The organism is Mycolicibacterium helvum (assembly GCF_010731895.1).
GTDB classification, from domain to species: domain Bacteria; phylum Actinomycetota; class Actinomycetes; order Mycobacteriales; family Mycobacteriaceae; genus Mycobacterium; species Mycobacterium helvum.
Window position 1 is genome coordinate 5,742,193 of the sequence record NZ_AP022596.1, and the last position, 23,225, is coordinate 5,765,417.

Sequence of the window (23,225 nt, forward strand, 5' to 3'; positions counted from 1 at the left end):
GCGCGGCCCCGACAGCAACGCCGCGTCTCGTCGATGGCCCGGCCCAGCACCGGACGGAAGATAGCGAACGGTGTTCAACCACCGGAATTGTCCAGGTAAAGTGCCGTCCGTGGGCAGACACCGGTTAGCCAAGCCACGGCGCCGTTGGTCGGTCGCCGTGGTCGCGCTCGCCGCACTCCCGGTGGCCGGCATCCTTACCGCCAGCTCGGGCGGACTGCCCAACAAGGTCACCGCACAACGCAGCGTTGAGTGCTGCGCCGAACTCGTGACCGCTGGACCGATGAACCTCAGCGCCCCGCCGATCGGCGCGCACTACGTCGTCATGACCCAGGCCGATCTGGTGGCCAGCCGAAGCGCGGTCAACCGCACCACTCTGCATGCATTGCCCGCAGGCGTGGGTATCGAGCGGGGCCTACAGATCAAGACCATCCTCGCCGAACGTCTGGTCAGTGCCTACTTTCCGGAGATCCACAACATCGGCGGGGTCCGGCCCGACTCGTTGAAGTGGCATCCCATGGGAATGGCCATCGACGTGATGATCCCGAACTATCAGAGCCCCGAAGGTAAAGAACTGGGCGACCGCATCGCGGCATTCGCGATCGCCAACGCCGACCGGCTCTCACTGAACCATGTGATCTGGCGCCGCATCATGTACGACAAGAATGGGAAGCCCTTCCTGATGGGCAATCTCGGTTCCGACGACGCCAACCACTACACTCATGTCCACATCGCCACCGACGGTGGCGGCTATCCCACCGGTGGCGAGAGTTATTTTGGCTGATTCCAGGCACTTTGGCGCGGTTGTCCTATTAATGAGCGGTGCGCTGATGGCCGCGCCGGTTGCACACGCCGACGAAGTGTTCTGGGGCGGTTGGTACAAGATCACCTTCCACACCGACCAGAAGTCGGGCTCCAGCATCGCTGCAACGCAGCAGGAGACACCGTATGCCGCCTCGTACAAGATCGTGACGGACTGTTCGTCGGGCACCTGCATCGCCTCGGTGCTCGACGGCCCGACCCCCAAAGACAATGTCGCGCAGTCGACTACGTTCGCATGGAACGGTTCCCAATGGTCGCGCTCTAATAGCTGGAGATGGGACTGCACGCTGCCGGACGGCACCATCACCTACGACCCGGCCAGCTCGGTGACCACGTACAAACCGCAGCCGGACGGATCACTGGCGGGCACCTTCCAGACCACCATCGACAGCGGTGCTTGCCAGGGCACGGTCATCATCCCGGTGACGGCGGTCCCCTCTTCGTCCTGACACCGATCACGGCGCACCATCTCACGCGGATAGTCATGTCTTAGTCTGTGTCGTCGGCGGTGTCCGCGCCGTCAGCACCGAGGAGGATCAGGTTATGCGCATGCTGAAGGTGGCAACGCTGGTCACGGCAATCGCGGTCGCGAGCGCTCCCGGCGTGGCGGGCGCCGCACCGAAGACCTACTGCGCCGACCTCAAAGGCATCGACAACGGCCAGACCTGCCAGATCCAGGTGTCCAACCCGGCCTACCAGGTCAGCATCAGCTTCCCCAGCGACTACCCGGACCTGAAGTCGATCGCCGATTACGTCAGCCAGACTCGGGACGGCTTCGTCAACGTGGCCAAAAGCTCCAACCCGCTGAACGTGCCCTACGAGCTGGACATCACCGCGACCAGCTATAGCTCAGCCATTCCGCCGCGCGGCACCCAGTCCGTTGTCCTGCAGAATTATGAGAACATCGGCGGCGCACACCCGGTGACATCGTTCAAGGCATTCAACTGGGATCAGGCTTACCGCAAGCCGATTACCTACGACACGCTGTGGCAGCCGGGTTCCGACCCGCTGAAGGTCGTCTTTCCGATCGTGGTCTCGGAATTGCAGAAGCAGACCGGCCAGCCGATCGTTGTCGACCCGACCACTGGTATGGACCCCGCGAGTTACCAAGACTTCGCCATCACCAACGATGGCGTGATCTTCTTCTTCAGCCAGGGTCAACTGCTGCCCGAAGCGGCGGGCGCCACCCAGGTGCTGGTTCCTCGCGCGGCGATCGATCAGCTGCTGGCCTGAGTCGGCTCCAGACCGCCGGCTCAGAACACCGGCAGGTGCGCTGCGGCCACCAGCGGCAGACGCCCGGCGCTTCGGCTGCGGCCTTCATCCAGCGCCGCGACGCCCCACCAGGACGCACCATACGACGCGTCGATCGGGGTCAGCGGTGCTGCCCCGGCGAAGGTGCTGCCGGCCCGCTCGAGCCAACGTGTGATCCGACCCAACATGGCGAACCTCCTCTGTCGTCGTTGGCATTGACTCTGCCCGGTCATCAGCCCGGGCGGCGTCGGGCGACTGGCGGATGCAGGGGATGAATCGCGTGTCCACCGATCGGGGGACACCGCGCCTGCAGCAGGAAAACGCTGTCGTGCTGCCATGCTGTTGTCATGCCCCGACTCCCCCGCCGGATCGCATCGGATCTCAGTGCGAGGCTGCGCAGCCCCGAGACTGCCGCAGTGGTGGCAGGGCTCGAGAGCAAGCTGACCGAGCGGCGCCGCGACTACAAGATGCAGTCCGGGGCATTCCGCGGCGTCCGGGTCGTGGTCTACCGCGGTTTCGTGACCGACGACGTCGCCAAAGTGCGGGTCAGGGTGATCGAGACTCCAGAGCTGCCCGGCGACAGCCGTATCCCGTACTGGGAGGTGGCGCAGAGCAATCTTCGCAGGCATGCCGCGCTGTCGATCGTCGGCGCCGAGGTGGAGTTGCGCGTCGGCCGGCACCAGACCACCGAGGTCACCGACAGCCACGGCTTCGCCAACTTTTCGTTGCCGGTGCCGAAGCTGCGCGCCGGCTGGCACGCGGCCGAAGCGGTTGCCGCGGGGATCGGCGACGACGAGCCGGCCGTCGGCACGGGCTGGGTGATCAAGCCATCGCTAGCCGCGCCGTTTCTGGTGATCTCCGATATCGACGACACGATTCTGCTCACCGGCTTGACCGAGGGCCTGACGATGGTGGCCAGAACACTGCTACGTGATGTGGAGCAGCGCAGTGCGATTCCCGGCATGTCGGCGCTCTATCGCGGACTAGCCCGGGGCGTTCCCGGCCGAACCGGTAAACCTCGCCCGGAGCCAGCATTCTTCTATGTGTCGACCGGGAGCTGGTCGTTCTATTCGATGCTGGAGCAGTTCGTCGAACTGCGCACCTTCCCTCCCGGGCCGATGTTCCTCACCGACTGGGGCCCGACCGAGCGGTACCTGCGGCGCAGCGGTGCCGAGCACAAGCGTGCGGCTGTTCGCCGGCTGTTCGAGGCCTACCCGGGAATGCGTTTCGTTCTGATCGGCGACAGCGGCCAGCGCGATCCGCTTATCTACGAGGAAATGGCGCGGGAGTTTCCCAGCCGAGTGCTGCTGGCCATGATCCGACAGGTCGGCTCCGACGCAGACGAGCGCAACGCCCTGTTGCACGAGCACGCCGAAGCGCTTCGGGCCGAAGGTATTCCACTTCATCTTGTGGGTGACGCCGCACAGGCCGCGCAGCTCGCTGTTGAGCTCAGGCTGTGTGACGAGGACACTGTGGTCGAGGTGGCCGCCGAGCTGGGCGGTTCCTGATTGCCCAGGAGATCACGTGCGGGCGTCGGGGTACGCCGGACCGACACCGTCGGGGCTATAGGAGAAGTAGAGCGGTCCCTGCAGGAACGGAAAATTGCCGGTGTTCATGCCGTAACTCCCAGGCTCTGTTCACCCGGTTGCGGTTTGCCGGCTCGGCGTCCAAATAGCAAGACTGGCCGATTGTTTCGATGGCACCGTTGTCCTAGCACGCCGCCGGCAGCCGGTCACCCCCCGTGCGCGGTGATTGCTACCGCGAGTTCACCCAGGCGACTGCAAACGCGCTCGCCACAGAGATCACCGTCAGCGGGATGCCGAATCGCACAAACGTCGCCACGCTGTAACCCCCCGGTTTCATGACCATCAGGTTGGACTGGTGGCTGAACGGGTTGAGGAACGTGAACGAGATGCATGTGCCGATCAGTGTGAGCAGGAGGAGCGGATCCAGGCCGGTGGCGCCGACGACGGTCAGTGCCACCGGGGTAAGGATGGCCGCGGCCGCCGCATTGGTGACGACGTTGGTCAGCACGGTGGTGACGACGGCGATGACCAGGATGACCAGCGCGGGGCTTCCGGTCGACAGCTGCAGAATAGCCGATGAGATGTGTTCACCCAGACCGCTGTTCACGACAATGACACCCAAACCGATCGAGCCGGCGATGATCGCGAGGATGTTCCAGTTCAGCGCCCGCACGGCCGATCGCGGGGTGAGCACCCCGGTGAGGACCATCAGGGTCGCGCCGGTGACGGCGATCAACTCGATCGGCGCCATGTTGAACGCCGCGCTGACGACGACTCCGAGCAGGATCGCCAGCGCGATCCACGTCTTGGCGGTCTGCGGAGCCTTGCCCGCGACCGCTTGCCACACCCCGACCAGCGGGTGGTCAGCGAGCACGGCAGCGGAACTCGTTGTGACAAGGCACATTTTTCCAGGCAGTGCTGGAGTGTCGCGTAGCCGCTTGGTGGACCGCGCGGCAACCACCTGAATATCCTCCTCTTCTTCAAGGTCAGAATGCTCGCCGACTCGTCGGTGGCGATCGACACCACGTAGAGCGCCTGGGCTGCGTGGCCGAAACGCGGGCTGGCCCAGAGCATCCGGACACCGGACTCAGTGGCGCGGTAGACCAGGATATCGTCGGCCCGCACAGAGCTGTCCGGACCGACGACGTCGCCCCAGCGCTGAATCTCGACCAACTCGAATTCCGGAGTGGCGCGCACCCCGAGATCGGCGGCGGTGCGGCCGACGGCATTGGCGCCGGCGGCGACCGGAATCTCGGCCCGCCAGTCCAGCTTTCGCTCGGTCTGCTCGGCGCGCCCCCGCAGCATGAGCGGCGCGGCGATCAGCAACACCAACCACCCGACCAGTGCGACGGGTACCGCGATCGGCACGAACGAGAACATCTTGACGTCGACGCCGGCCGGTGCTGCCAAGCCGGCGATCAGCAGGTTGGAGCTGGTGCCGATCAGGGTGGCCAAGCCGGCGAGTGTGGTGGCGTGGGCGATGGGCAGCAGCACCCCGCGAGCGGGAATGCCGGACTGCTGTTCGAGTTCCTTGGTGGCCGGGATGAGCATGGCCACGATCGGCGTGGTGTTTATCAGAGCAGAGACAACGCCGACCGGCGGGATGAGGCGGCGCAAAACCTGCCCGGTGGTCTGCGCCCCGGCTAGCAGGCGGTAGGTGACGCGGCTGATCACCCCGGTGTAGAGGACACCCTTCGCGATGACGAGCATCGCGGCGATGGTGATGACACCACCGTTGCTCAACCCGCCGAACAGTTCGGCCGGAGTTGCGATACCGGTGAGGCCGGCGACGACGAGCGCGCAGATCAGCGCCAGGACCGCCGGTTGCCGGCCGGTCGTCATCACGATGAGCGTGACGAGAACGATGACTGCGGCCAGGATGGTCATGGCCTCCATTTTGGCGTTAAGGACGTCCTGCGGTGTTACGTTCCGTTCATCACTGACGACAAGTGGGGGCACTGACATGTCAGATCAGGATTGGGCACATCCCGCCGCGAAGGCGATCCCGAAAGAGGGCTACTTCGAACTGGAACGCGGACGGTACGGGCCGGTCTATCCCCGCACGCCCGCGTGCTACGGCTTCTCCATCATCGCCAAAGTCAAAGAGGGTCGTGAAGAGGCCGTCCGGGCGTACGGAAAGCAGATCGAGGAGGCTATCGCCGGCAGCCCCGACGTCCTGGCTCCGCTTCGGCTGCACTACCTGAGGTGGGTGCTGTTCGACGTCGGCTCCGGTTTGCACTTCCAATATCAGGGCATTTTCGATACCGACTTCGACAAGTACACCGAGGACGCGGTGCAGTTGTTCAGCCAGACCGGCATCACCACGGTATTCACGAATCTCGAAGGTTTCCCGGAGGATTGGAAGGAAAACCCGGACGCGTTCGTGAAATTCGTACGTGATCATCAGTGCCCGAGCTTCCTGGAGTACGGCGAATACCCCTACGTCACCGCCGACGAAATCAAGAAAGCGTTGCGGCTCAAGGACGCCTTCTCGACGATGCTGGACCAGATGCAATGACCTCGGCGCCAGGAACAGCGCTGGAACTCGATGACATCCAGCACATCCTGTTGACCCGCACACCGGCCATCACCGGCCGCTACGAGTTCCTGTCCTTTGACACCCCGGGCGGTGGTCGCGCCTGGCTGACCGAACTGTTGGACAAGGTGCAGTCGGCTGCCGACGTGCAGGCGACGATGGACAGCTCCGATCGCTGGGTCACACTGGCCTTCACGTGGACCGGGCTGCGGGCGATCGGGGTGCCAGAGGAATCGCTGACCTCCTTCCCCGACGCCTTCTGCGAAGGGATGCCGGCCCGCGCGGGGATCCTGGGCGACATCGGCACCGCCGCGCCGGAGCACTGGGTGGGCGGGCTGGGGTGCGATGACCTGCATGCAATCGCCATTTTGTTCTCCCGCACCGACGAGCAGTGCGCGCGCTCCATCGAGGAACACGACAAGCTACTCGCACGGACCGATGGCGTACGGAGTCTGTCGTATCTCGACCTCAACGCCAGCCCGCCATTCAACTACGCCCACGACCACTTCGGCTTTCGGGATCGGCTGTCGCAGCCGGTCATGAAGGGCTCCGGAGAAGAACCGACGCCAGGCTCGGGCGAAGCGCTGGAACCAGGCGAGTTCATCCTCGGCTATCCAGACGAGAACGGACCGGTTGCCAATCTTCCCCAGCCGGATGCGTTGTCACGCAACGGAAGCTACATGGCCTACCGGCGGTTAGCGGAGCATGTCGGCCTATTCCGCGACTACCTGCGCTCCCACGCTGACAATGCGGAGGGCGAGGAGCTGCTGGCCGCGAAGTTCATGGGCCGCTGGCGCAGCGGTGCACCCCTGGTGTTAGCACCGGACAAGGACGATCCCGAGTTGGGCGCCGATCCGATGCGCAACAACGACTACAACTACAAGGAGATGGACCCCTTCGGCTATGCGTGCCCGCTGGGATCCCACGCACGCAGACTCAATCCACGAGATACCGCGCACTACATGAATCGCCGGCGGATGATCCGGCGCGGCGCAACGTATGGGCCTGCGCTGCCCGATGATGCACCCGATGACGGTGTGGAACGCGGGATCGCCGCGTTCATCATCTGCGCCGACTTGGTACGCCAGTTCGAGTTCGCCCAGAACGTCTGGATCAACGACAAGGCGTTCCACGAGCTGGGCAACGAACATGACCCAATCTGCGGATCTCAAGATGGCACAATGGATTTCACAGTCCCCAAGCGGCCCATCCGCAAGGTGCACAAAGGCATCCCCGCGTTCACGACCCTCACCGGTGGGGCCTATTTCTTCCTGCCCGGACTGAACGCGCTGCGCTATCTCGCCACACTCGGCACATAAAGGGATCATCATGCAGGCACGCACCTACAACCAGAGCCATGTCGCACGCAACCATGACGGGCGCCGGCGGGTCAGCATCTACTGGACGTGGAGCTATCCCTGGGAATCCCAGCGGGATCCGGCGGAGATCTACAACCGTTTCTCCACGATGACCGAAGTGCGCAATGTCGCCTGGCCGGCCTACGAAACATCGGAGTACGCGGCGGCCAACTTCCTGCAGGGCATCGCCGGAACGCTCGAACTGTTCCACCGGTCCACACTGTCGTTCCAGGAGCTCGCCGAGGGAGCCACCGGGCATCCCGTGGCGGTGTTCCAGCGCATCGACCAGGCCGGCTACCGGCTTCCGATCGACGAACGTATCCTCGCCGACACCGACACCCTGATGGTGTTCGGGCTCGATCACGTGGTTTCCGAACAGGACGCCGCACCCGAGGAGATCGCCGCCATCGATGCGTGGCTGCAGCGGGAGGGCACCTGCCTGGTGCTCGCGCCTCACCATGACGTCGGTTTCACCGACGACTTCGCCCAGCGGCAAATCGAATACGAACACCACGGCGATCGACTGGTCCCCCGACAACAGCGCTTCGGCCAGTACACCCGCTCGCTGATGAAGGCACTAGAGGTGCCCGTACACAACACGTGGGGGCTGCGTCCCGCGGTCGTCGAAGGGACCCGGGAGATTGAGCCGCTCAGTGGCTTTCGCGATCTGGACTCGTCGCGGCTACTCGACAATGTGACGACCTTCAACTTTCACCCGCATCTGCCGCACTATGAACTGACCGCACCCGAGGGACCGGACCTCCGAGTCCTGGGCCGTCAAAAAATCGACCCGAATCGGCCGCATCCGTTCACCCAAGCGGGGAACTCCGAGTTCAATGCGCTGATCTGGATGCCACCAACCCGAAGGCGTGCCGGCGACATCGTTCTCATCGACTCGACGCACTTCACGACGTTATTCGGTGGGACAGATAGCCTTCGGAACTTGTGGCACAACCTGGTCACAATGGGCTGATTCGTCGATTCCGAGAAGTTCACAGTTTCACTGGTAATCTCCGGCCTGAGCGGGCCAGTCGGGGTGCGGCCGGATCGAGAGAGCGACGTCATGGACTCTGCGCGCACGCGAACGGTCGTCCCCTCACCGCCGCCGTTGTGGCCGCGGGAATGGTTCTCGCCGGCTGCGGTAAGGACGATGACTCGGCGAAGTCGTCCTCATCGTCGGCGTCGAGCAGTTCGGCGACGTCAACCACGTCGGCGAGCAGCAGCACGTCCAGTACCGCTCCGACGCCCTCGGGCACACCGAACTGCGCGTCACTACTGATAAAGGCCGAGGACATTCCGGCCACCCCGGACGGCTCATTCACGGCCACTGGCGAGCCGACGTTGGCCACAGACCCGCGACCGTAAAACTTATAGGTCGCGACGTAGGAGCACGGCTCCTGCGTTAGCGGAAACGATTTGAACAGAAGCGATCTGGTCGATCGGCATTGCGGTGCTGCCGCCCAATGATGCGGGAATTCCGGCATGCGCTGTCCAGGTTGCCAGTTGGACGTGACTTCCGTCGCGCCCCACCGCGACCATCACCAGCTTGTCGTAGTGACTATCGAAATAGATACCTGTTGGCCCGATGTAGGTGCAGTTCATCTCGATGTGGGTGCCCCACGCGCGGGAGCTGAGAGTCACTGTGGCGCGCAACGGTACGGGTTTGGTCGGCGTCATCGCGAGCGCCGAGGCGGCGGCCTGCCGATCCATCGGATTCGTCGCTATCGGGTTGGACTCGATCGCGACGAAGATACCGATCGCCGCTGCGGCAGTCGCTGCCAACATCCACGCCAGGGCGCGGGAGCGACGCCGGCGCGAGCTCACCTTGGCCAGTAGCTCGCCCCGCAGGGGCGGCAGCGCAAGGCGAGGATCGTGCTCATCGATCGTATCGACGTAGGTGCGGTCAATCTGCGACAGCAGCGCCGGCACACCGCTGAGCTCGCCGACGGCCTCGGTGCACGACCGGCAGACCCGCAGGTGCGCCTCAAATTCCTGACGCTGCGAACTGGAAAGGGAGCCCAGCACATATGCCGCATCCCACAGTGCGTGCTCGTGCGTACCGCCGGGTGACGGCGAGCCGTCAAGCGTCGTCATCACGTCACCTCGACGCCATTCCTTCGATCAGCCGGGTGATCAGCATGAGGACAAAGCTGTCGAAGTCACCCCGAAATCGCAAAGCGTCAGTCATGAATGGGCGCTGCATCGACATGCCCAGTAGCACGACTTCCATCAGCCGCACCGACTCGTCGATTTGGTCGTCGGGTGCATCGGCTCCGGTGATCGTGCGGAGCAATCGGGCGAATTGTTCACGCTGCGCATCGCGAAACTCGAGGTACGCGGACCGCAGGAAATCGTTGTGGTTGGCCGCCGCACCGAATTCGACGACGAAGGTGACCGTATCGAGGTTGTCGATGAACAGCGTGTACAGCAGGCCGGCGGCGTCGGCCAGTCCATCGGGCACGGACGCAGCCTGCGTCAGTTGAGCTTCCGCTGTGGCGAACAGTTCCTTTGCCACGTCGTTGATGGCGGCATCAAAGAGCTTCTCTTTGGTCTCGAAGTGATAGTGCAGCAGGGTCTGGGACACCTTGGCCGTCGTCGCGATCAAGCGCATCGACGATTTCTCGTACCCGTGGGCGCGGAAGCATTCCACGGTCGCGTGCAGGATGCGCTGCCGAGCGTCGCCCGGCGTGACCTCAGGAAACCCCACCCGGTCGTCCTCCGAAACCGCTGGTGTCAACATCGACGCTCCTCGCTCCTCGATCACGTCCCTGACCAATCAGTCAGTCTCCCCTAATCTGAGAGACGGTTGACGGGATTGGTTGGTTCAGCAGAAGATCAGGAAATCCACGGGTTTGCCGCAGATTGGCGAATTCGGGCTACGAGGACGACACGGTCAGCTCACCGGAACGCAGCTTCAGTACCCGGCGAACCTTGGCCGTCCGGCGCAGCGTCCTGCCCCAGGCCACCGTGAATGCACTCAGCACCAGCGCTGACAAGGCCACGAGCCACGGATAGCCGCCGTGTCCGTGCACCCACATCGCCAAGCCGCTCTGGATCCGTCCGGCCGTTGCGATCACCGGATCATCCGGGGCCGCGGATCCGCTGAAGATGCGTATTTCATAGACACCGTAGTAAGCGACGTACAGCCCGACGATCAGGACTAGAGCTCCACCAATCCGATTGGTGTACGGCAGGATTCGACGCATCCGATACATCCCGATGGGGTTGGCGAATGCCGCTGCGATGGCCAACACGCCCACGATCAGCGACATACCCGCGGCATAGACCAGGTAGGTGAGCAAACCATCGATGATGAGGCCGGTGCGGAAGCTCGCCGCCGTGACGGCCAGGAACGGTCCGATCGTGCAGGACAGCGACGCGATGGCGTAGCCGATCCCATAGCCGAACATCGAGCCACCGCGCACCGTCGGCGCCCACCGGCCACTGCGGATGACCGGGTTGAGTCCCGGCAGGTGCCGGCCAGTTAGGGACCAGATACCCAGCCCGACCAGCACGAAGCCGATCAACACCGTGACGTACGGGAGGTAGCGCTGCACTGCGGAGGCAGCGGAGACGGTGAGCAATCCGAAGGCACCGAACACCGTCATGAAGCCCAGCACCATTTCGATGGTGGCCACAACCGCGCGGCGCAATGCGCTGAGCTGGCCGGCCGCGTCGCCTCGTACGACCAGGGTCATGTAGACGGGGAGCATGGCGAAGCCGCACGGATTGAGTACTGCTACCAATCCGGCGCCGAAGGCAAGTCCCATCAGGCTTTGTTCCACGATGTGCGGTGCTCTAGCTCATCGGAGGTGTCACTCTGCCGGTCTCCGCATCGCATGCCCCTATCTCTCGGCGGCCCGGAACGTCGTCCGGGTAGGACACGAGGGACAGCGTTGCCGGGTTCAAAGAAATTTCCTTCGCCATGCATAACGCCTCCGACCTCGGGAAATCCTTCATCCGATGGGCAGCCTGTGTCGGGCGAATTGTGGTCGGTATCTGTGCGTTGGCTGCCATCTCGTTGTGGCGGGGCGCATAGCGCTCCGTCCTGTGCAAAGGTTTCGGCTGTGCCCCTGACCCCTGGCCGGTATGTCAGGCGCAAATTGCCTCACATCACCGCGCTGTTCTGGGCGATCAAGATCCTGGCCACCACATTAGGTGAGACGGCCGGCGACTACTTTTCGCAGACGCTGGGGCTGGGCACCCTCCGCGCCGCGGCGCTACTTCTCGCCGTTTTCCTCGTTGCCGTCACAATCCAATTGCGCGCCAGCCACTTTCACCCCGCCCTGTTCTGGACTGTGGTCGTCCTTACCAGTACCGCCGGCACCACGATCTCGGACTTCATCAACTACACGTCTGGATTGGGGCAAGCCACCGGCGCGTTGATTCTCGGCAGCGGGCTGGCCGTCGTGCTACTGGTCTGGTGGCGCAGCGGTCAGACCCTCAACGTCGAGAACGTCGCGACCCTCACTGGCGAAGTGCTGTTCTGGATCGCCGTCGTGTTCTCCAACAGTCTGGGCACGTCCACGGGCGATTACCTGGCGAGCGGTCTGGGGGTCGGCCTGCGACCCGCAGCGCTGATACTGACGGCAGTAATGCTGGCGCTGTTGGCGGCGCATTACTTCACCACCATCAACGGCATGCTGTTGTTCTGGATCGCTTTCATCCTGACCCGGCCCTGGGGCGCTGAGGTGGGCAACATCCTGAGCAAGAGCCGCGATCACGGCGGCCTCGGTTGGGGTAACGCCGGTGCTTCCGCCGTGCTCATCATCGCAATGGTGGTGCTTGTCGGCTACCAGACTGTCGACATCCGCCGTCACCCGCTGGAACCGTTGCCGATGCCGATCAGCCGCCGCACCGGGCGCCCGCAGCGGCCCAACGGTGAAGTTATCGTGGTTGCGGCGAACTAGCCGCTGCTATTCACCATCGTGAGCGGCGTCGAGGTGCTGGTTCACCCGAGCAAGGGCCTCGTCAAAGATCTCCACCTTTTCGCTGCGCTTCTCGTTGGCCGGTTGGGCGGCACCGCGCGCAGCTTCAGCCTCGACTCGGGCCGCGCCCTCACGCCGGAGCAGACTGAAGTTCTTCTCTCGTGCTTGCCGCAGGCGGCTCTGCAGTTCCTTCAACTGCTTCTCGTCCATGCGGGCCAGAGCGTCGGGATGGCTCTCGGCGATCAACGAGTTTTCCTGCGGGGTCAGGTTCACGTGGTGGTTGCTCACCGTTGATTCATAGCCTGAGCCGCCCGCGCATAGGCGGCGAATCGCCGGGCACATCGCCGAACCGTCATGCTGGAGCCATCGTCAGTTCATCTTGAGTGAGCTAGCCGGAATCGGCCACCGGCCGAGGATGGCCGAGCCGAGCGATGCGGGCAGCGTACGTCCGCTCATACATTCCGCTGATGTCTCGACATCGCACCTCGCCATCGCGTCTCCCCGATCTGCCCACCGGGATAGCGGGCGCGGCCATCATCGCCACCGGCTACCTACTCGCGGCGGCCAACGCTGCATCGGCGTCCGCGGCCCCAGAACCGATTACGGGACGATGTGATTCGGCACAGCAACTGTGCACCGAGCAGAAGCGAGGCCCCGTACCCGCGGCTGTTCCCGCACGGTTGCCCCTGCTCACGCTCGTCGGCGATGGCACCGCCAACCACCCCAACGGCGGGTTGCTCATCGGCAACGGATACAGCCCCGACCCGCTCACCTGTGGCACCCAGTGCCACGGCGGAAACGGCGGCTGGCTCGCGGGCAATGGCGGCAATGGCGCGAACGGCGGCAATGGTGGCAGCGCGGGGTTGTTCGGCAGCGGCGGCCATGGCGGCGACGGGACCGATCGCCACATCAACGCCGGAGCGGGTGGACGCGGTGGCGTCCTCCTCGGCAGCGGCGGCAACGGCGGAAGTGGTGCTGCCGGCGGTGGCGATGGTGGCCGGGGTGGTTCCGGCGGCTTGTTCGGCGGCAACGGCGGACATGGGGGGTCGGGCGGGACGGGCTCCGCGGGCAGTAACGGCGGCAACGGCGGCAACGGCGGCACCGCGGGCCTGTTCGGGGGCCACGGAGGCGACGGCGGTAACGGCGGTAACGGCGCCACCAGCCTCAGCAGCGGCGGCGCCGGCGGTGTCGGCGGGAATGGTGGCCTGTCCAACGACGGTGGTGATGGCGGTGATGGCGGCAACGGAAGCGCCAACGCGCCGGGTGGAGCGGGCGGTCACGGTGGCAATGGCGGAGCCATTTCCGGTGACGGCGGTAACGGCGGCTCCGGTGGAAACGCCGGCAGCGGCGGAGGTCTCAAAGGGGGTCACGGCGCCGATGGCGGCAACGGCGGGATGTTCGGGTTCGGTGGTGCGGGAGGCGCCGGCGGTATCGGGGGTAGCAGCACGACCGGCACCGGCGGCAGGGGTGGCGAAGGCGGCACCGGAGGCGCGGCGGGATCTCCGGTGGCGGCGGCGGATTCGGTGGCCGGGGCGGCAGCGTCACCGCCGGCGCGGCCGGCCAGGGCGGCGACGGGGGTCGCGGCGGCAACGGCACGATCTTCGGCGGCCAGGGAGGTGACGGCGCCAGCGGCGGAAACAGCAACTCCGGGTCGGGAGGTGCCGGCGGCGCCGGGGCCAGCGGTGGGACGGGCGGCTTCGGGCGTCATGTCGGTCAGCCCGGCCACACGGGCAACCCACCGAACGGGCCAGCAGGCGCCAACGGTGGTGCCGGCGGTCGCGGCGGTACACCGTAGCGCCTGGCTGTGACGCTGCTCCATCTCTCGCCTACATCATTTGCCCCATACGTGCCGACCCAGAACACATAGTTCGCCCGACGTGCTGCCACCGGGGTGCGCCATACGTTGATCGCACCTCGACACAGCACGATCAACGGAGCGGACCCGACATGAACACCACCACAACCCTCACGGGCATCAAGAAGCTCGCCGTCTACGGCGTACTCCTCGGCGGCCTGGGCGCTGCCGCTCTTGGCGTCGGTTCCGGGCTGGCGCAGGCCAACGCCGCGCTAGGCTCAGCCAGCACCGTTCAGATCGCTGCGCAGGCTGGACCCTCGCGACAGGACGGAGACCAAGAAGTCATTCACCGGGGCACCGTCATCCCGGTGCACGGCGACGACTCCACTCACACTGCGCAGCACGGCAAGTGAACGTCACCATACGAATCGCAAGGTGAGACCAATGACCGAAGCACTTGCCACCAATGAGGCCGCTGACGAGTTCTGCGAGGACTGCGGCTACGAACCGGAACTGAAGCGAACGCTGAATGGCTTTCAGGTGTTTGCCATTTCGTTCGCGTCGCTGTCGGTGGCGGTCGGCATCTTCGCCACCTATGACGACGTACTGCGCGACTCCGGACCGATCGGAATTTGGCTGTTCCCCATCGTGGCGATCGGACAGATTCTGGTGGCGTTGGTGTACGCGCAATTTGCGGCTCGGATACCGCTGAGCGGCTCCTCGTACGCGTGGGCGTCGCGACTGGTCAGCCCGAAGGTCGGATGGGCCTTCGGCTGGCTCGCGGTGATCAGTGCCGTCGCCGGCCCGGTGACGATTGACAATGCGTTGGCCAGTCAGTGTCTGATGCCGTTGCTCGGCATGGTGCCCGACGAGAACACCGCACGGGTGATCACGGTGATTGTCTTGGTGATTCAGGCCGTCCTCGCTATCGCCGCAACACGCATCGTCGGCTGGGTCAACTCGCTGTCGGTGGGCGTCGAACTGGGCATATTGTTGGTGATCGGGGTCGCCTTGACGGTCGCAATCTTGGTGACAGGCAACGGGTCAGCGGCCAATCTGTTCTCGCGCGGGATCACCGAGGGTGATCCCGACTTCTTCGTCGTCGGTGGCGGACTGATGGCCGCCTCGATCATGGGTTTGTCCACCTTGGTCGGTTTCGAGACCGCGTCGAATATGGCTGAGGAAGCCAAGAATCCGACCCGGAGCGTGCCGCGCGCCATCATTGGGTCGGTGGTGGCGGCCTCGGTGTTGGGGATGTTGTTCGTAATTGTGCTGACCGTGTCGATCACCGATATGGCCAAAGTTTCCAACACCGAGTCGCCGGTCGCCGAGATTATGAACCAGCGCTTCGGGCCTGGGTTCGAGCGACCGCTGCTGGCCGCGATCACGCTCGCGTTCTTCGGTGCCGCTCTGGTCAGTATGGTCTCAGGGGCTCGCTACATCTACGCGATGTCGCGCGACGGCCGCTTCCCCGGCTACCCAGTGATGCGCCGGGTCAATCCCAAGACCCGGACACCGATCCCGGCGACACTGCTGGTGCTCGTGGTCGGCGTCATCCTGATGGCGGTGATGCCGGGTGATGCGCTGCTGCAACTGATTATGGCCGGCGCGATCGTTACGATCCTGCCCTATCTCATGACGATCATTCTGTACCTGGCAACGCGTCACAAACTCGACCGCAAGCCTGGCGGCTTCGACCTCGGCCGCTGGGAGTGGCCCGTCGCGATCGGAGCGCTTGTCTGGGTGATCATTTCGCTGTTCATCGTGATCACCACCTCTCCGACAATGGCCCCGGTCGTGATCGCCTTCGGTCTCTCCGCGGCAGGCGGGCTGTACTTCGTCTACATGTGGAAGTTCGACCGCGAGGTCCTCGAGCACGAACCCGGCGATCCCACCATGTTTGAAGAAGTGGAGCAATCATGAACACTCAAGCCCTTACCGGCCGGGTGGTTCGTCCCGGCGACAGCTACTACTTCCACGCCAGCCAGGGCTGGAACCACTTCTTCACCCACAAACCCGCGGCGGTGGTGTTCGCCCATGACACCGCGGACGTGGTGAACGCGCTGACGTGGGCGCGCCAACACGGTGTCCCATTCCGGGTCCGCAGCGGCGGACACGCCCTGGAGGGCTGGTCCGGAATCGACGACGGGCTCGTGATCGATGTCAGTGCGCTGAAGTCGGTGACGGTCGACGGGACAGCTCGGACGGCCACCGTCGGTGCGGGACTCAACCAACTAGAGGCGGTCATCGAGCTCGGTACAGCGGGATTCGTAGCGCCCACCGGGACCGAAGGCACCGTCGGACTTGCCGGCGCCACCCTCGGCGGAGGGTTCGGCCTGCTCACCCGCTGCTACGGGATGGCGTCGGACAATCTGCTTTCGGCAGAGGTCGTTGTCGCCTCGGCCGACGGCGGGGCCCAGGTGGTGCTTGCCGACGAACAGACCAACCCGGATCTGCTGTGGGCACTGCGCGGCGCGGGTAACGGAAACTTCGGCATCGTCACGTCGCTCACCTACGGCATTCATCCACTGACACAGGCGATCTTCGTCGTCGCGGCTTGGACCGGTCTTGATGACCTGGAAGCGGTGATCGAGGCCTGGCAGCGTTCTGCTCCCTATGTCGACAACCGGCTCACCAGCCAGCTCGAGATCGAAGGAGACAGGTTCGCACTACACGCTGCTCTCGCGTCGGGCTCGGAAGCCGAAGCCCTGCGGTTGCTTTCGGCGGTGCTGTCCATCGGAAGCCCCGACACCGTGGTGCAGGGCGGGCGCTGGCCTGACATCTACACAGGCTTTCAGATCCCCATCGAGGAGGAACCGGCGAACTGGAAGTTCACCTCGCAGTTCATCACTGAGCCGCTGCCGCCCGAGGCGATACGCATCATCAGCGCGTTCATGGCGGCGGCGCCCGCGGGCTGCAACTACTTCACCAACGCCTTCGGCGGCGCCGTGCACACCAGCGAGCCGTCGGGCGGCTCGGCGTTCGCCCACCGCGACGCGCTGTACTACGCCGAACCCGGTGCCGGTTGGGGTGTCCGGGGCGGGGAGCCCGCCTCCGCGGAGGAGACGGCGGCGGCACTTGGGTGGGTCGCCGAGTTCACCGAAGCGATGGCACCCTACGTCAACGGGGCGTACGCCAATGTTCCCAATGCGGGTATGACGGACTGGGAGCAGGCGTATTGGGGAGCCAACGTCGATCGGCTACGAAAGATCAAGACGACCTACGACGCTGACAACATATTCTCCTACGAGCAGAGCATTCCGCCGGCTTGACCGTTGCCTGCGAGCCGAGCCATAGAGACCGAAACTGCTACTCCAATTGGGCGGGATTCAGCCGGCGGGCTGCAGCGGTCCGATGTAGGTGCCGGGGTGGCTCGCGGCATCCTGCCGTGCGACGGGAATGCCACCCGCGACCCACGAGGTCTCAAGCCGCCCTGGCGCGTTCGGCAGCGTCACCGCGATGGTGTTGGGGACCCAGCCGTTGGGGTCTGGCAGAAAGGTCAGACGGCTGATGGCAGCGGCGCCGGGCGCGAGTGTGACCTGTTGTGGATCGCCCGCCTGCTGCGGGAGCTGATAGTCCGGACCCCACGTCGGATCGTCGGGGCCGATGAGGTCCACGCCAGGGTAGCCCTGCAGCGCACAGGGTTGCGGCGAGGTGTTCGTCAGGATCACGTCGAAGTGAATCTGCGTGGCATCGCCGGGAGATCCCGGCGCACTCGTGCTCAGGCTTATCGAATCGGTTGCACACCAAGGCAAGGCGGCTGCTGTCGGAGTCGCCACGATCGGAATCAGCAGAACTACCGCGGTGGTCACAGTGGCACTCAGCACACAAAATCGCGAGCTCATCAGCACGGGCCCTTCCGCATTCGAATTGTTTCGATGCCAGGGCAAATACCTTAGCCCCTCGGCTGGACAGTTTGAGCGAAATTGAAGAGCCGATCGCTCCATCGAGGCGGTCCTGGTGGACAACGGGTTTCGGGCCGTGCGTGGCACATCTGCATCACTCACCTCAGCGATCAGCACCGGAATCTTCTGGAACTCGTTGCCGAAGGCGCGGTGAACCATCCGCGTGCCGAACGCGGCCCGACCACTTCACCAGACACGCGTAGTCCACTACTGCATCCCCCATTCACAGCGGAAAAACAGCATCGTCCCATCTTGCTGATAAGAACGACGCGCTTGATGTTAGGCATGACTATTGCTGGGCACTCGAAGGCGGTGACCTTCGCCGGAGCCGTGACCATTGCCACCCTCGCGCTATGCGGCGCGGCCTCGTCGAGCACCCAATTCCCACTGGCCGGGCCGGACACGGTTAGCGGTCACGTCGTGGCCGTCGATGATGACAACGGCGACAGCGTCAACGACCAGGGTCAAACGTCCGGCGATATCTTCACGCAGAACGCACAGGACCAGAGCACCGCCTGAACATCAGCAGATCGCCGACATGATTCCGGTACAACGAATCTGAGCACGCGGCGATCTGGGGCGATCCTCGCCAGGCCGCCCCCGTCATTTTCGACGTTGAACTCTCGCGTGGCACGGTGGTGCAGGAGAATCAACAGAGTGCAGCTGTCCCAACACATCGTAGGCCCGACGCTCATCATCGTTTGTCTGCTGATGGTGCTTGCCGCCGCGGCCGTCTACTGGTTGACAGCATTCGGCTCAGCATGGACGGTGCCACGCGCCGCCGTGCGCGCTGTACTACAGCTCGCCGCCGTCGCCGCCATTCTGACTGCCGCACTGCGCAACCTCTCGACCTCACTCGTCGTGTTGGGCGTCATGTTCGTGGCCGCAACGGTCACCGCAGCGCACCGCAGCGAAGCCAACCGATCGTGGTTGCTCGCGCTGTCGCTCACGACGGGCATGATTTCGGTGGTGCCTCTGTTGCTGGCCTTCAGGCTTGTTCCCATGACCGGTATCGCCATTGTGCCCATCGCCGGAATCCTCCTGGGAAGCACCATGACGTCGACCGCGGTCGCTGCGCGGCGGGCACTGGACACCCTCGGTACCCGTGCTGGCGAGGTTGAGGCGTTGCTCAGCCTGGGATTCCGCGACCGGCACGCGCGGATGGAGGTCATCGGCCCTACTGCTGCGGACGCACTCCTACCCAACCTCGACCAAACCAGGACGGTGGGTGTCGTCACGCTTCCCGGCGCCTTCGTGGGTGTGTTGCTCAGCACGGGATCGGCAATGCAAGCCGGCGCAGTACAGATACTGATCTTGCTGTCCATACTGCTATCACAAACCTGCGCGGTCGCCGTGACACTCGAACTCATCGCCCAGGGCAAGATCACCCGCACCGGCGTGGGGGCCGGTCGCTAGTCGCCGAGCGCAGCTAGCAACTCAGACGCGGGGACCGTAGCGATCCCGATGGCACCGTCTCCAATCCCGTACGGGAGTACCAGTGTGCCGGCGTGGATGAGCGCGCCGCACGAGTAGACGACGTTGGGGACGTAGCCGTTTTGTTCGTCAGCTGCGGGGGTGAGCAGCGGCCGTCGCAGCCGGCCGATCACCTGGGTCGGATCGTCCAGGTCGAGCAGTATCGCGCCGATACTGTAGGTCCGCATCGGCCCAACCCCGTGGGTCAGCACCAGCCAACCCGCATCGGTTTCGATTGGCGGGCCGCAATTTCCGAGTTGCAAGGTCTCCCAAACCTCGGACGGCTGCTGGCACGGCGATGCATTCGGCCACACTGACAGGTGATCGGCGAAGGCCACGGTGTTGGTCTCGCGGTCGGATCGTGACATGGCGGCGTACTTGCCGCGGATCCGGCGCGGAAACAACGCCAGTCCCTTGTTCGCCGCGGCGCGCCCGACCAGTGGCGACGAGGTGAAGGTCTGGAAGTCGTTCGTCTTGAGCAGCTGTTGACTGATGTGGGATCCGTCGTAGGCCGTGTAGGTGGCGTAGTAGGTCACCGTGCTGTCGACGTCGACGAAACGAACGAAGCGGGCATCTTCGATGCCGGCGTGCTCGGCCTCCATCGAAGGCCATAGGACACGCTCGGAAAGAGGTACTTGATCGGGGAATTCGACGGCGTAGCAGCGGTCGGCGATGCCACGTATCAAGGCGATGGCGTCCTGCGCGTGGCCGCGCGTACTGAGGTGGGCACCCAGATCGTCAAGCCGCTCGTCGAGGTCGGATCTGGTGAAGAGGTCACCGACTGCGTTGAGCACATAGTCCGCGGCCTCACCGACATTCGCGTGCCGGTCGAGCTCAGCACGGAATACCGCCTTGTCGAGGAGTGTGGGTTCAAGGCGTCCGGTGGTGACGAATGGGGACGGATCCTCGATCGTGGCGCGGCCTACTGCGTCAATGATGCCGGTGCGGAAACCTATGGAGGATCGGTGCCCTTCCCCAATTCCCCTGACGCTGAGTATGAATCGCAGGCCTCCCGCCGCGACACCCCCTTGATCGGGGTGGGCCACGATGCTGGGGTTGCATAGCGCAGCGCCTTCGATGGCGTACTCGTTCGTGAATGCCGCGCCAAGCAACAGCATGCGCTCATCAGAAACGCCGCGGTCCGGATCCAACCGGTCGGCCAGTTCGCGGGCGTTCCGGCGGAAGATGCCCGCGAGGTCACGGTGACGGCTGTCGAAACGCGCCTTGACATCATCCAGGGATGATTGGACCTCGTCGTCGGTGAGGGCAAGGATGCGCGCGAGCACAACTCCCGACCGCGACTCCTGCAGCTCAAAACCCTCCTGGCCCGGGACGAAGAGCCGCGTGATCACCCGCGCCGGGTCGGCCGCGACCCGCTGCGCACTGCGCGTGACGAGCTCTGTTCGGGTGGACGTCATTGCAGCGCGGGCGAGAAGCGCCGTGCGCGTTGCAAGGTCGAGATGACCGCCAGGGTCGACTCCGTGCCCTGGTTGAGGTTGACGCCGTCTGCGTGCAGGCCGTCGAAGCCACCACCGGTCGCCGGATCCCACATTGGCTGTCCCCCATCATTGGCGCCGTCGAACCAGGCTGCGGCGGAGCGGATTCCCTCGGTCCAGAGCGAACGCGCATCGATGGTTGCTGCACGCGCACAGGCGTCGGCCAGGGTCGAGACCTCGATCGGCTGCTGGTCGAATGCGGGCCGACTGTCTCCTGGTCCACGCCCTGCTACGGGAGTTGGCGAAAGGTGGCCGTCGGCGGTCTCGTGGGCGAGCAGCCACTCCAACACATTCAAACCACGCTGCCGCAGATCCGCGTCATTGAGCGCGACGCCCGCCGCGATCATCGCCTCGGGCAGAACTGCATTCGCATAGGTAAGTCGTGGTTCGGGCCACGGCCAGTCGGCATCGTCGCTTCCGGTGTCGACCGAAGCGGCATAGTCCGCCAGCAGCGTTCGCGCTGCCGCATTTCGCGGCTCGACGCTGATGACCTCGGCGGCTCCGACAGCGGCGAACGCCATAGCCCGCGGCCACGGCGATCTAGCCTTGGCAGCACGCTCGAATTGAACGACAGCCAGCTTGCGCACCAGGCTCACATCGCTGTTGGCGGCGGCGGTGCCGAGCCCCCAGATGCACCGGCCCCAGTGATCCTCCGTCGTGGGTTCATCGAGCCAACGTCCGGCTTTGTCCATCCTGTTACGGCAGGCGCCACTGTAGGACTGCGCATCGTTGAGGAACTGCAGGGCCTTGCCTGCAAGACCGTTCACTGGGCCCGGCGACTCAGGTTCGCGAGTGGTGACCACAAGCACCCTGGCCATGTCGTCGGTGCAGTAGCCGTGATCACGACGGGGTTCGGTCAGGAGGGCATGCTCGAAGGTGGCCTGGTGGTCGGTCATGTGCAACAGATGGGCGAACGACGGGTTGGGCGAAGTGCCGGTCACGTCAGTGCCAACCGTGCACCCAGAAGCCGCTGGGCCAGAGCCACATAGGTATTGGCGACGATCGGCCAGGCCATCATGGGAGCCAGTTCCCGAGACTCCGCGGCCATGGAGCCCGCGACACGCGGATCCGTTAGCAATCGGTGCAGGGCACCGACCATTGCATCGGGATCGTCGTGAGCGACGACGGTGCCCGCACCGCTGCCGAGCATCTCGAGAGCATGGGGAAAGGCGGTTGCGACGATTGGACGTCCGCTGGCCACGGAGTCGACCAGCACGCCGGAGGTGACTTGGTCCTTGGAGTCGTACGGCAGCACGACGACGGCCGCGGACTGGACGAGCGCGATCACATCAGCAGGGCTGCGGTAGACGGGATCGAACGACACCGACGCGGCGACTCCGAGCCGCCGTGCTTGCTCGATGAGGGCTTCGCGATACGCCTCCCCCTCGGCGGCGAGCACCTTGGGGTGGGTTCGACCGGCGATCAGATACCGCGGCTGGCCGGGGAGATCCTTGAGGGACACCATTGCGTCGATGACCCGCTCGATGCCCTTGCCGGGTCCCAAGAGGCCCCACGTCAAAATGATGGGTCGCCGCGGGCGCCTCAGGGTGGTGATGTCGGGCACCGTCGCGCCGTGCGGGATGGTGACCACCTTGGTGCGGTCGATGGCGTAACTCGCACCCAGTCGGTGCCTGGCTGCCTCGGACATGACGACCACTTGGTCTGCGCTGCCCACGACCGCCTCGAGTACCGAACGCTGATGCGGCGTCGGATCTTTGAGCACCGTGTGAGCGACAACGACCGACGGGACGCGCAAGCCGGCCATTATCTGCACGACTTCGTCGCCATCGGGACCGCCATAGATGCCGTATTCGTGCTGGATGACTGCGATATCGCTCTGGTTCAGCAGCTCCGAGCATTCCGCGACGGACTTCGGCGAACCGTTGACGAGTTCACCGATGACGTTGGCGCGCGCAGAAGCGAACTCGTCGGCCACGCGAACCACCGTGACATCGGCGCCGTTGGCCTCCAGCCCGTCGGAGAGCGCAGCGCTGAACGTCGCGATCCCGCACGGTGTCGGTGGGTGCGTGCTGAGAATCCCGAAACTCGGGATCCTCGAAAAATGTTGCACTCCAAGGGGAGAAAACAACGGTTGAAATAGCGGCATAGCGTTCAAAAAAATATCCCGACTGAGCGGT

The 23,225-nt window shown here is 64.6% G+C and carries 26 protein-coding genes; 14 read left to right on the top strand and 12 right to left on the bottom strand.

What is annotated here, in order from left to right; genetic code table 11:
* Window positions 1–109: 109 nt before the first annotated feature.
* The 3 genes from G6N38_RS27025 (at window position 110) to G6N38_RS27035 (ending at window position 2,052) form a co-directional block, all read left to right on the top strand.
* A complete protein-coding gene (locus G6N38_RS27025) occupies window positions 110–781 on the top strand; it encodes a VldE C-terminal domain-containing protein (protein ID WP_163751184.1) in 672 nt (223 codons plus the stop codon).
* Between the two features lie 46 nt (window positions 782–827).
* Window positions 828–1,268 (top strand): Rv2253 family sensor-like surface protein, encoded by a 441-nt coding sequence (locus G6N38_RS27030; protein WP_163751185.1) that lies wholly within the window; start codon window positions 828–830, stop codon window positions 1,266–1,268.
* Between the two features lie 94 nt (window positions 1,269–1,362).
* Window positions 1,363–2,052 (top strand): esterase, encoded by a 690-nt coding sequence (locus G6N38_RS27035; protein WP_163751186.1) that lies wholly within the window; start codon window positions 1,363–1,365, stop codon window positions 2,050–2,052.
* Window positions 2,053–2,072: 20 nt separating this feature from the next.
* Here G6N38_RS27035 and G6N38_RS27040 read toward each other — a convergent pair whose 3' ends face one another.
* Window positions 2,073–2,258, bottom strand: a complete 186-nt coding sequence (locus tag G6N38_RS27040; RefSeq protein ID WP_163751187.1) for a hypothetical protein — start codon at window positions 2,256–2,258, stop codon at window positions 2,073–2,075.
* Window positions 2,259–2,417: 159 nt separating this feature from the next.
* On the opposite strand from G6N38_RS27040, the gene G6N38_RS27045 reads away from it, so the two are divergent.
* Window positions 2,418–3,578, top strand: a complete 1,161-nt coding sequence (locus tag G6N38_RS27045; protein WP_163751188.1) for a phosphatase domain-containing protein — start codon at window positions 2,418–2,420, stop codon at window positions 3,576–3,578.
* A 247-nt stretch (window positions 3,579–3,825) separates the two neighbouring features.
* Here the strand turns inward: G6N38_RS27045 and G6N38_RS30865 are convergent, their stop codons facing one another.
* Window positions 3,826–4,443, bottom strand: a complete 618-nt coding sequence (locus G6N38_RS30865; RefSeq protein ID WP_345229350.1) for an SLC13 family permease — start codon at window positions 4,441–4,443, stop codon at window positions 3,826–3,828.
* Complete coding sequence (locus tag G6N38_RS27050; protein ID WP_246227461.1) at window positions 4,329–5,483, bottom strand: SLC13 family permease; 1,155 nt, start codon at window positions 5,481–5,483, stop codon at window positions 4,329–4,331. The genes G6N38_RS30865 and G6N38_RS27050 overlap by 115 nt, the downstream gene beginning before the upstream one ends.
* Before the next feature lie 76 nt (window positions 5,484–5,559).
* On the opposite strand from G6N38_RS27050, the gene G6N38_RS27055 reads away from it, so the two are divergent.
* The 3 genes from G6N38_RS27055 to G6N38_RS27065 are packed head-to-tail and all read left to right on the top strand — an operon-like array spanning window position 5,560 to window position 8,463.
* A complete protein-coding gene (locus G6N38_RS27055; RefSeq protein ID WP_163751189.1) occupies window positions 5,560–6,114 on the top strand; it encodes a hypothetical protein in 555 nt (184 codons plus the stop codon).
* Window positions 6,111–7,451: a Dyp-type peroxidase gene (locus G6N38_RS27060; RefSeq protein ID WP_163751190.1), complete on the top strand. Its 1,341-nt coding sequence runs from the start codon at window positions 6,111–6,113 to the stop codon at window positions 7,449–7,451. Before G6N38_RS27055 ends, G6N38_RS27060 begins: the two co-directional genes overlap by 4 nt.
* A gap of 10 nt (window positions 7,452–7,461) precedes the next feature.
* The gene (locus G6N38_RS27065; RefSeq protein ID WP_163751191.1) at window positions 7,462–8,463 is read left to right on the top strand and encodes a hypothetical protein; all 1,002 of its coding nucleotides are present in this window, start codon (window positions 7,462–7,464) and stop codon (window positions 8,461–8,463) included.
* Window positions 8,464–8,551: 88 nt separating this feature from the next.
* Here G6N38_RS27065 and G6N38_RS27070 read toward each other — a convergent pair whose 3' ends face one another.
* The 4 genes from G6N38_RS27070 to G6N38_RS27085 all read right to left on the bottom strand — a co-directional run bounded on the left by G6N38_RS27070 (window position 8,552) and on the right by G6N38_RS27085 (window position 11,275).
* Complete coding sequence (locus tag G6N38_RS27070; RefSeq protein WP_163751192.1) at window positions 8,552–8,785, bottom strand: hypothetical protein; 234 nt, start codon at window positions 8,783–8,785, stop codon at window positions 8,552–8,554.
* 73 nt (window positions 8,786–8,858) lie between these two features.
* Entirely contained in the window at window positions 8,859–9,584 is a 726-nt protein-coding gene (locus G6N38_RS27075; RefSeq protein WP_163751193.1) for an anti-sigma factor family protein, read from the bottom strand.
* A 4-nt stretch (window positions 9,585–9,588) separates the two neighbouring features.
* Window positions 9,589–10,230: a TetR/AcrR family transcriptional regulator gene (locus tag G6N38_RS27080; protein WP_163751194.1), complete on the bottom strand. Its 642-nt coding sequence runs from the start codon at window positions 10,228–10,230 to the stop codon at window positions 9,589–9,591.
* Between the two features lie 136 nt (window positions 10,231–10,366).
* Window positions 10,367–11,275 carry a cytochrome c biogenesis CcdA family protein gene (locus tag G6N38_RS27085; protein ID WP_163751195.1) on the bottom strand — a complete coding sequence of 303 codons (909 nt, stop codon included), beginning with the start codon at window positions 11,273–11,275 and terminating at the stop codon, window positions 10,367–10,369.
* Window positions 11,276–11,563: 288 nt separating this feature from the next.
* Between G6N38_RS27085 and G6N38_RS27090 the strand changes: the two genes are divergently transcribed.
* Window positions 11,564–12,400, top strand: a complete 837-nt coding sequence (locus G6N38_RS27090) for a COG4705 family protein (RefSeq protein ID WP_407663023.1) — start codon at window positions 11,564–11,566, stop codon at window positions 12,398–12,400.
* Between the two features lie 6 nt (window positions 12,401–12,406).
* Here the strand turns inward: G6N38_RS27090 and G6N38_RS27095 are convergent, their stop codons facing one another.
* Window positions 12,407–12,706, bottom strand: a complete 300-nt coding sequence (locus G6N38_RS27095) for a hypothetical protein (protein ID WP_163751197.1) — start codon at window positions 12,704–12,706, stop codon at window positions 12,407–12,409.
* Window positions 12,707–12,885: 179 nt separating this feature from the next.
* On the opposite strand from G6N38_RS27095, the gene G6N38_RS31065 reads away from it, so the two are divergent.
* From G6N38_RS31065 to G6N38_RS27115, 4 genes are all read left to right on the top strand, one after another.
* Window positions 12,886–14,226, top strand: a complete 1,341-nt coding sequence (locus tag G6N38_RS31065) for a hypothetical protein (protein ID WP_163751198.1) — start codon at window positions 12,886–12,888, stop codon at window positions 14,224–14,226.
* A gap of 139 nt (window positions 14,227–14,365) precedes the next feature.
* On the top strand, window positions 14,366–14,626 hold the full coding sequence (locus G6N38_RS27105; RefSeq protein ID WP_163751199.1) for a hypothetical protein: 261 nt from the start codon (window positions 14,366–14,368) through the stop codon (window positions 14,624–14,626).
* Between the two features lie 31 nt (window positions 14,627–14,657).
* Window positions 14,658–16,136 (top strand): APC family permease, encoded by a 1,479-nt coding sequence (locus tag G6N38_RS27110; protein ID WP_163751200.1) that lies wholly within the window; start codon window positions 14,658–14,660, stop codon window positions 16,134–16,136.
* Window positions 16,133–17,485, top strand: coding sequence for an FAD-binding oxidoreductase (locus tag G6N38_RS27115; protein WP_163751201.1), 1,353 nt, complete (start codon window positions 16,133–16,135; stop codon window positions 17,483–17,485). The genes G6N38_RS27110 and G6N38_RS27115 overlap by 4 nt, the downstream gene beginning before the upstream one ends.
* Window positions 17,486–17,542: 57 nt before the next feature.
* On the opposite strand, the gene G6N38_RS27120 is transcribed toward G6N38_RS27115, so the two are convergent.
* The gene (locus G6N38_RS27120; RefSeq protein ID WP_163751202.1) at window positions 17,543–18,058 is read right to left on the bottom strand and encodes a DUF4232 domain-containing protein; all 516 of its coding nucleotides are present in this window, start codon (window positions 18,056–18,058) and stop codon (window positions 17,543–17,545) included.
* 345 nt (window positions 18,059–18,403) lie between these two features.
* Between G6N38_RS27120 and G6N38_RS27125 the strand changes: the two genes are divergently transcribed.
* Together G6N38_RS27125 and G6N38_RS27130 are read left to right on the top strand one after the other, a co-directional pair.
* Window positions 18,404–18,637, top strand: a complete 234-nt coding sequence (locus tag G6N38_RS27125) for a hypothetical protein (protein ID WP_163751203.1) — start codon at window positions 18,404–18,406, stop codon at window positions 18,635–18,637.
* A gap of 138 nt (window positions 18,638–18,775) precedes the next feature.
* On the top strand, window positions 18,776–19,534 hold the full coding sequence (locus G6N38_RS27130; RefSeq protein ID WP_163751204.1) for an ABC transporter permease: 759 nt from the start codon (window positions 18,776–18,778) through the stop codon (window positions 19,532–19,534).
* Here the strand turns inward: G6N38_RS27130 and G6N38_RS27135 are convergent.
* The 3 genes from G6N38_RS27135 to G6N38_RS27145 are packed head-to-tail and all read right to left on the bottom strand — an operon-like array spanning window position 19,531 to window position 23,194.
* Window positions 19,531–21,009: a glycoside hydrolase family 130 protein gene (locus tag G6N38_RS27135; protein WP_163751205.1), complete on the bottom strand. Its 1,479-nt coding sequence runs from the start codon at window positions 21,007–21,009 to the stop codon at window positions 19,531–19,533. The two genes, G6N38_RS27130 and G6N38_RS27135, sit on opposite strands and share 4 nt — an antisense overlap.
* Entirely contained in the window at window positions 21,006–22,028 is a 1,023-nt protein-coding gene (locus G6N38_RS27140) for a glycosyltransferase (protein WP_163751206.1), read from the bottom strand. Before G6N38_RS27140 ends, G6N38_RS27135 begins: the two co-directional genes overlap by 4 nt.
* Window positions 22,025–23,194 (bottom strand): glycosyltransferase, encoded by a 1,170-nt coding sequence (locus G6N38_RS27145; protein WP_163751207.1) that lies wholly within the window; start codon window positions 23,192–23,194, stop codon window positions 22,025–22,027. The genes G6N38_RS27140 and G6N38_RS27145 overlap by 4 nt, the downstream gene beginning before the upstream one ends.
* Window positions 23,195–23,225 lie beyond the last annotated feature (31 nt).

Bases quoted from the DNA above. Each gene is read 5' to 3' on its own strand.
- G6N38_RS27030 (WP_163751185.1), top strand. From the start codon at position 828: ATGGCCGCGCCGGTTGCACACGCCGACGAAGTGTTCTGGGGCGGTTGG.
- G6N38_RS27065 (WP_163751191.1), top strand. From the start codon at position 7,462: ATGCAGGCACGCACCTACAACCAGAGCCATGTCGCACGCAACCATGAC.
- G6N38_RS27145 (WP_163751207.1), bottom strand. From the start codon at position 23,194: ATGCCGCTATTTCAACCGTTGTTTTCTCCCCTTGGAGTGCAACATTTT.
- G6N38_RS27040 (WP_163751187.1), bottom strand. From the start codon at position 2,258: ATGTTGGGTCGGATCACACGTTGGCTCGAGCGGGCCGGCAGCACCTTC.
- G6N38_RS27110 (WP_163751200.1), top strand. From the start codon at position 14,658: ATGACCGAAGCACTTGCCACCAATGAGGCCGCTGACGAGTTCTGCGAG.
- G6N38_RS27080 (WP_163751194.1), bottom strand. From the start codon at position 10,230: ATGTTGACACCAGCGGTTTCGGAGGACGACCGGGTGGGGTTTCCTGAG.
- G6N38_RS27070 (WP_163751192.1), bottom strand. From the start codon at position 8,785: ATGTCCTCGGCCTTTATCAGTAGTGACGCGCAGTTCGGTGTGCCCGAG.
- G6N38_RS31065 (WP_163751198.1), top strand. From the start codon at position 12,886: ATGTCTCGACATCGCACCTCGCCATCGCGTCTCCCCGATCTGCCCACC.
- G6N38_RS27055 (WP_163751189.1), top strand. From the start codon at position 5,560: ATGTCAGATCAGGATTGGGCACATCCCGCCGCGAAGGCGATCCCGAAA.
- G6N38_RS27120 (WP_163751202.1), bottom strand. From the start codon at position 18,058: ATGAGCTCGCGATTTTGTGTGCTGAGTGCCACTGTGACCACCGCGGTA.
- G6N38_RS27060 (WP_163751190.1), top strand. From the start codon at position 6,111: ATGACCTCGGCGCCAGGAACAGCGCTGGAACTCGATGACATCCAGCAC.
- G6N38_RS27035 (WP_163751186.1), top strand. From the start codon at position 1,363: ATGCGCATGCTGAAGGTGGCAACGCTGGTCACGGCAATCGCGGTCGCG.
- G6N38_RS27125 (WP_163751203.1), top strand. From the start codon at position 18,404: ATGACTATTGCTGGGCACTCGAAGGCGGTGACCTTCGCCGGAGCCGTG.
- G6N38_RS27050 (WP_246227461.1), bottom strand. From the start codon at position 5,483: ATGACCATCCTGGCCGCAGTCATCGTTCTCGTCACGCTCATCGTGATG.
- G6N38_RS27115 (WP_163751201.1), top strand. From the start codon at position 16,133: ATGAACACTCAAGCCCTTACCGGCCGGGTGGTTCGTCCCGGCGACAGC.
- G6N38_RS27105 (WP_163751199.1), top strand. From the start codon at position 14,366: ATGAACACCACCACAACCCTCACGGGCATCAAGAAGCTCGCCGTCTAC.
- G6N38_RS27045 (WP_163751188.1), top strand. From the start codon at position 2,418: ATGCCCCGACTCCCCCGCCGGATCGCATCGGATCTCAGTGCGAGGCTG.
- G6N38_RS27075 (WP_163751193.1), bottom strand. From the start codon at position 9,584: ATGACGACGCTTGACGGCTCGCCGTCACCCGGCGGTACGCACGAGCAC.
- G6N38_RS27135 (WP_163751205.1), bottom strand. From the start codon at position 21,009: ATGACGTCCACCCGAACAGAGCTCGTCACGCGCAGTGCGCAGCGGGTC.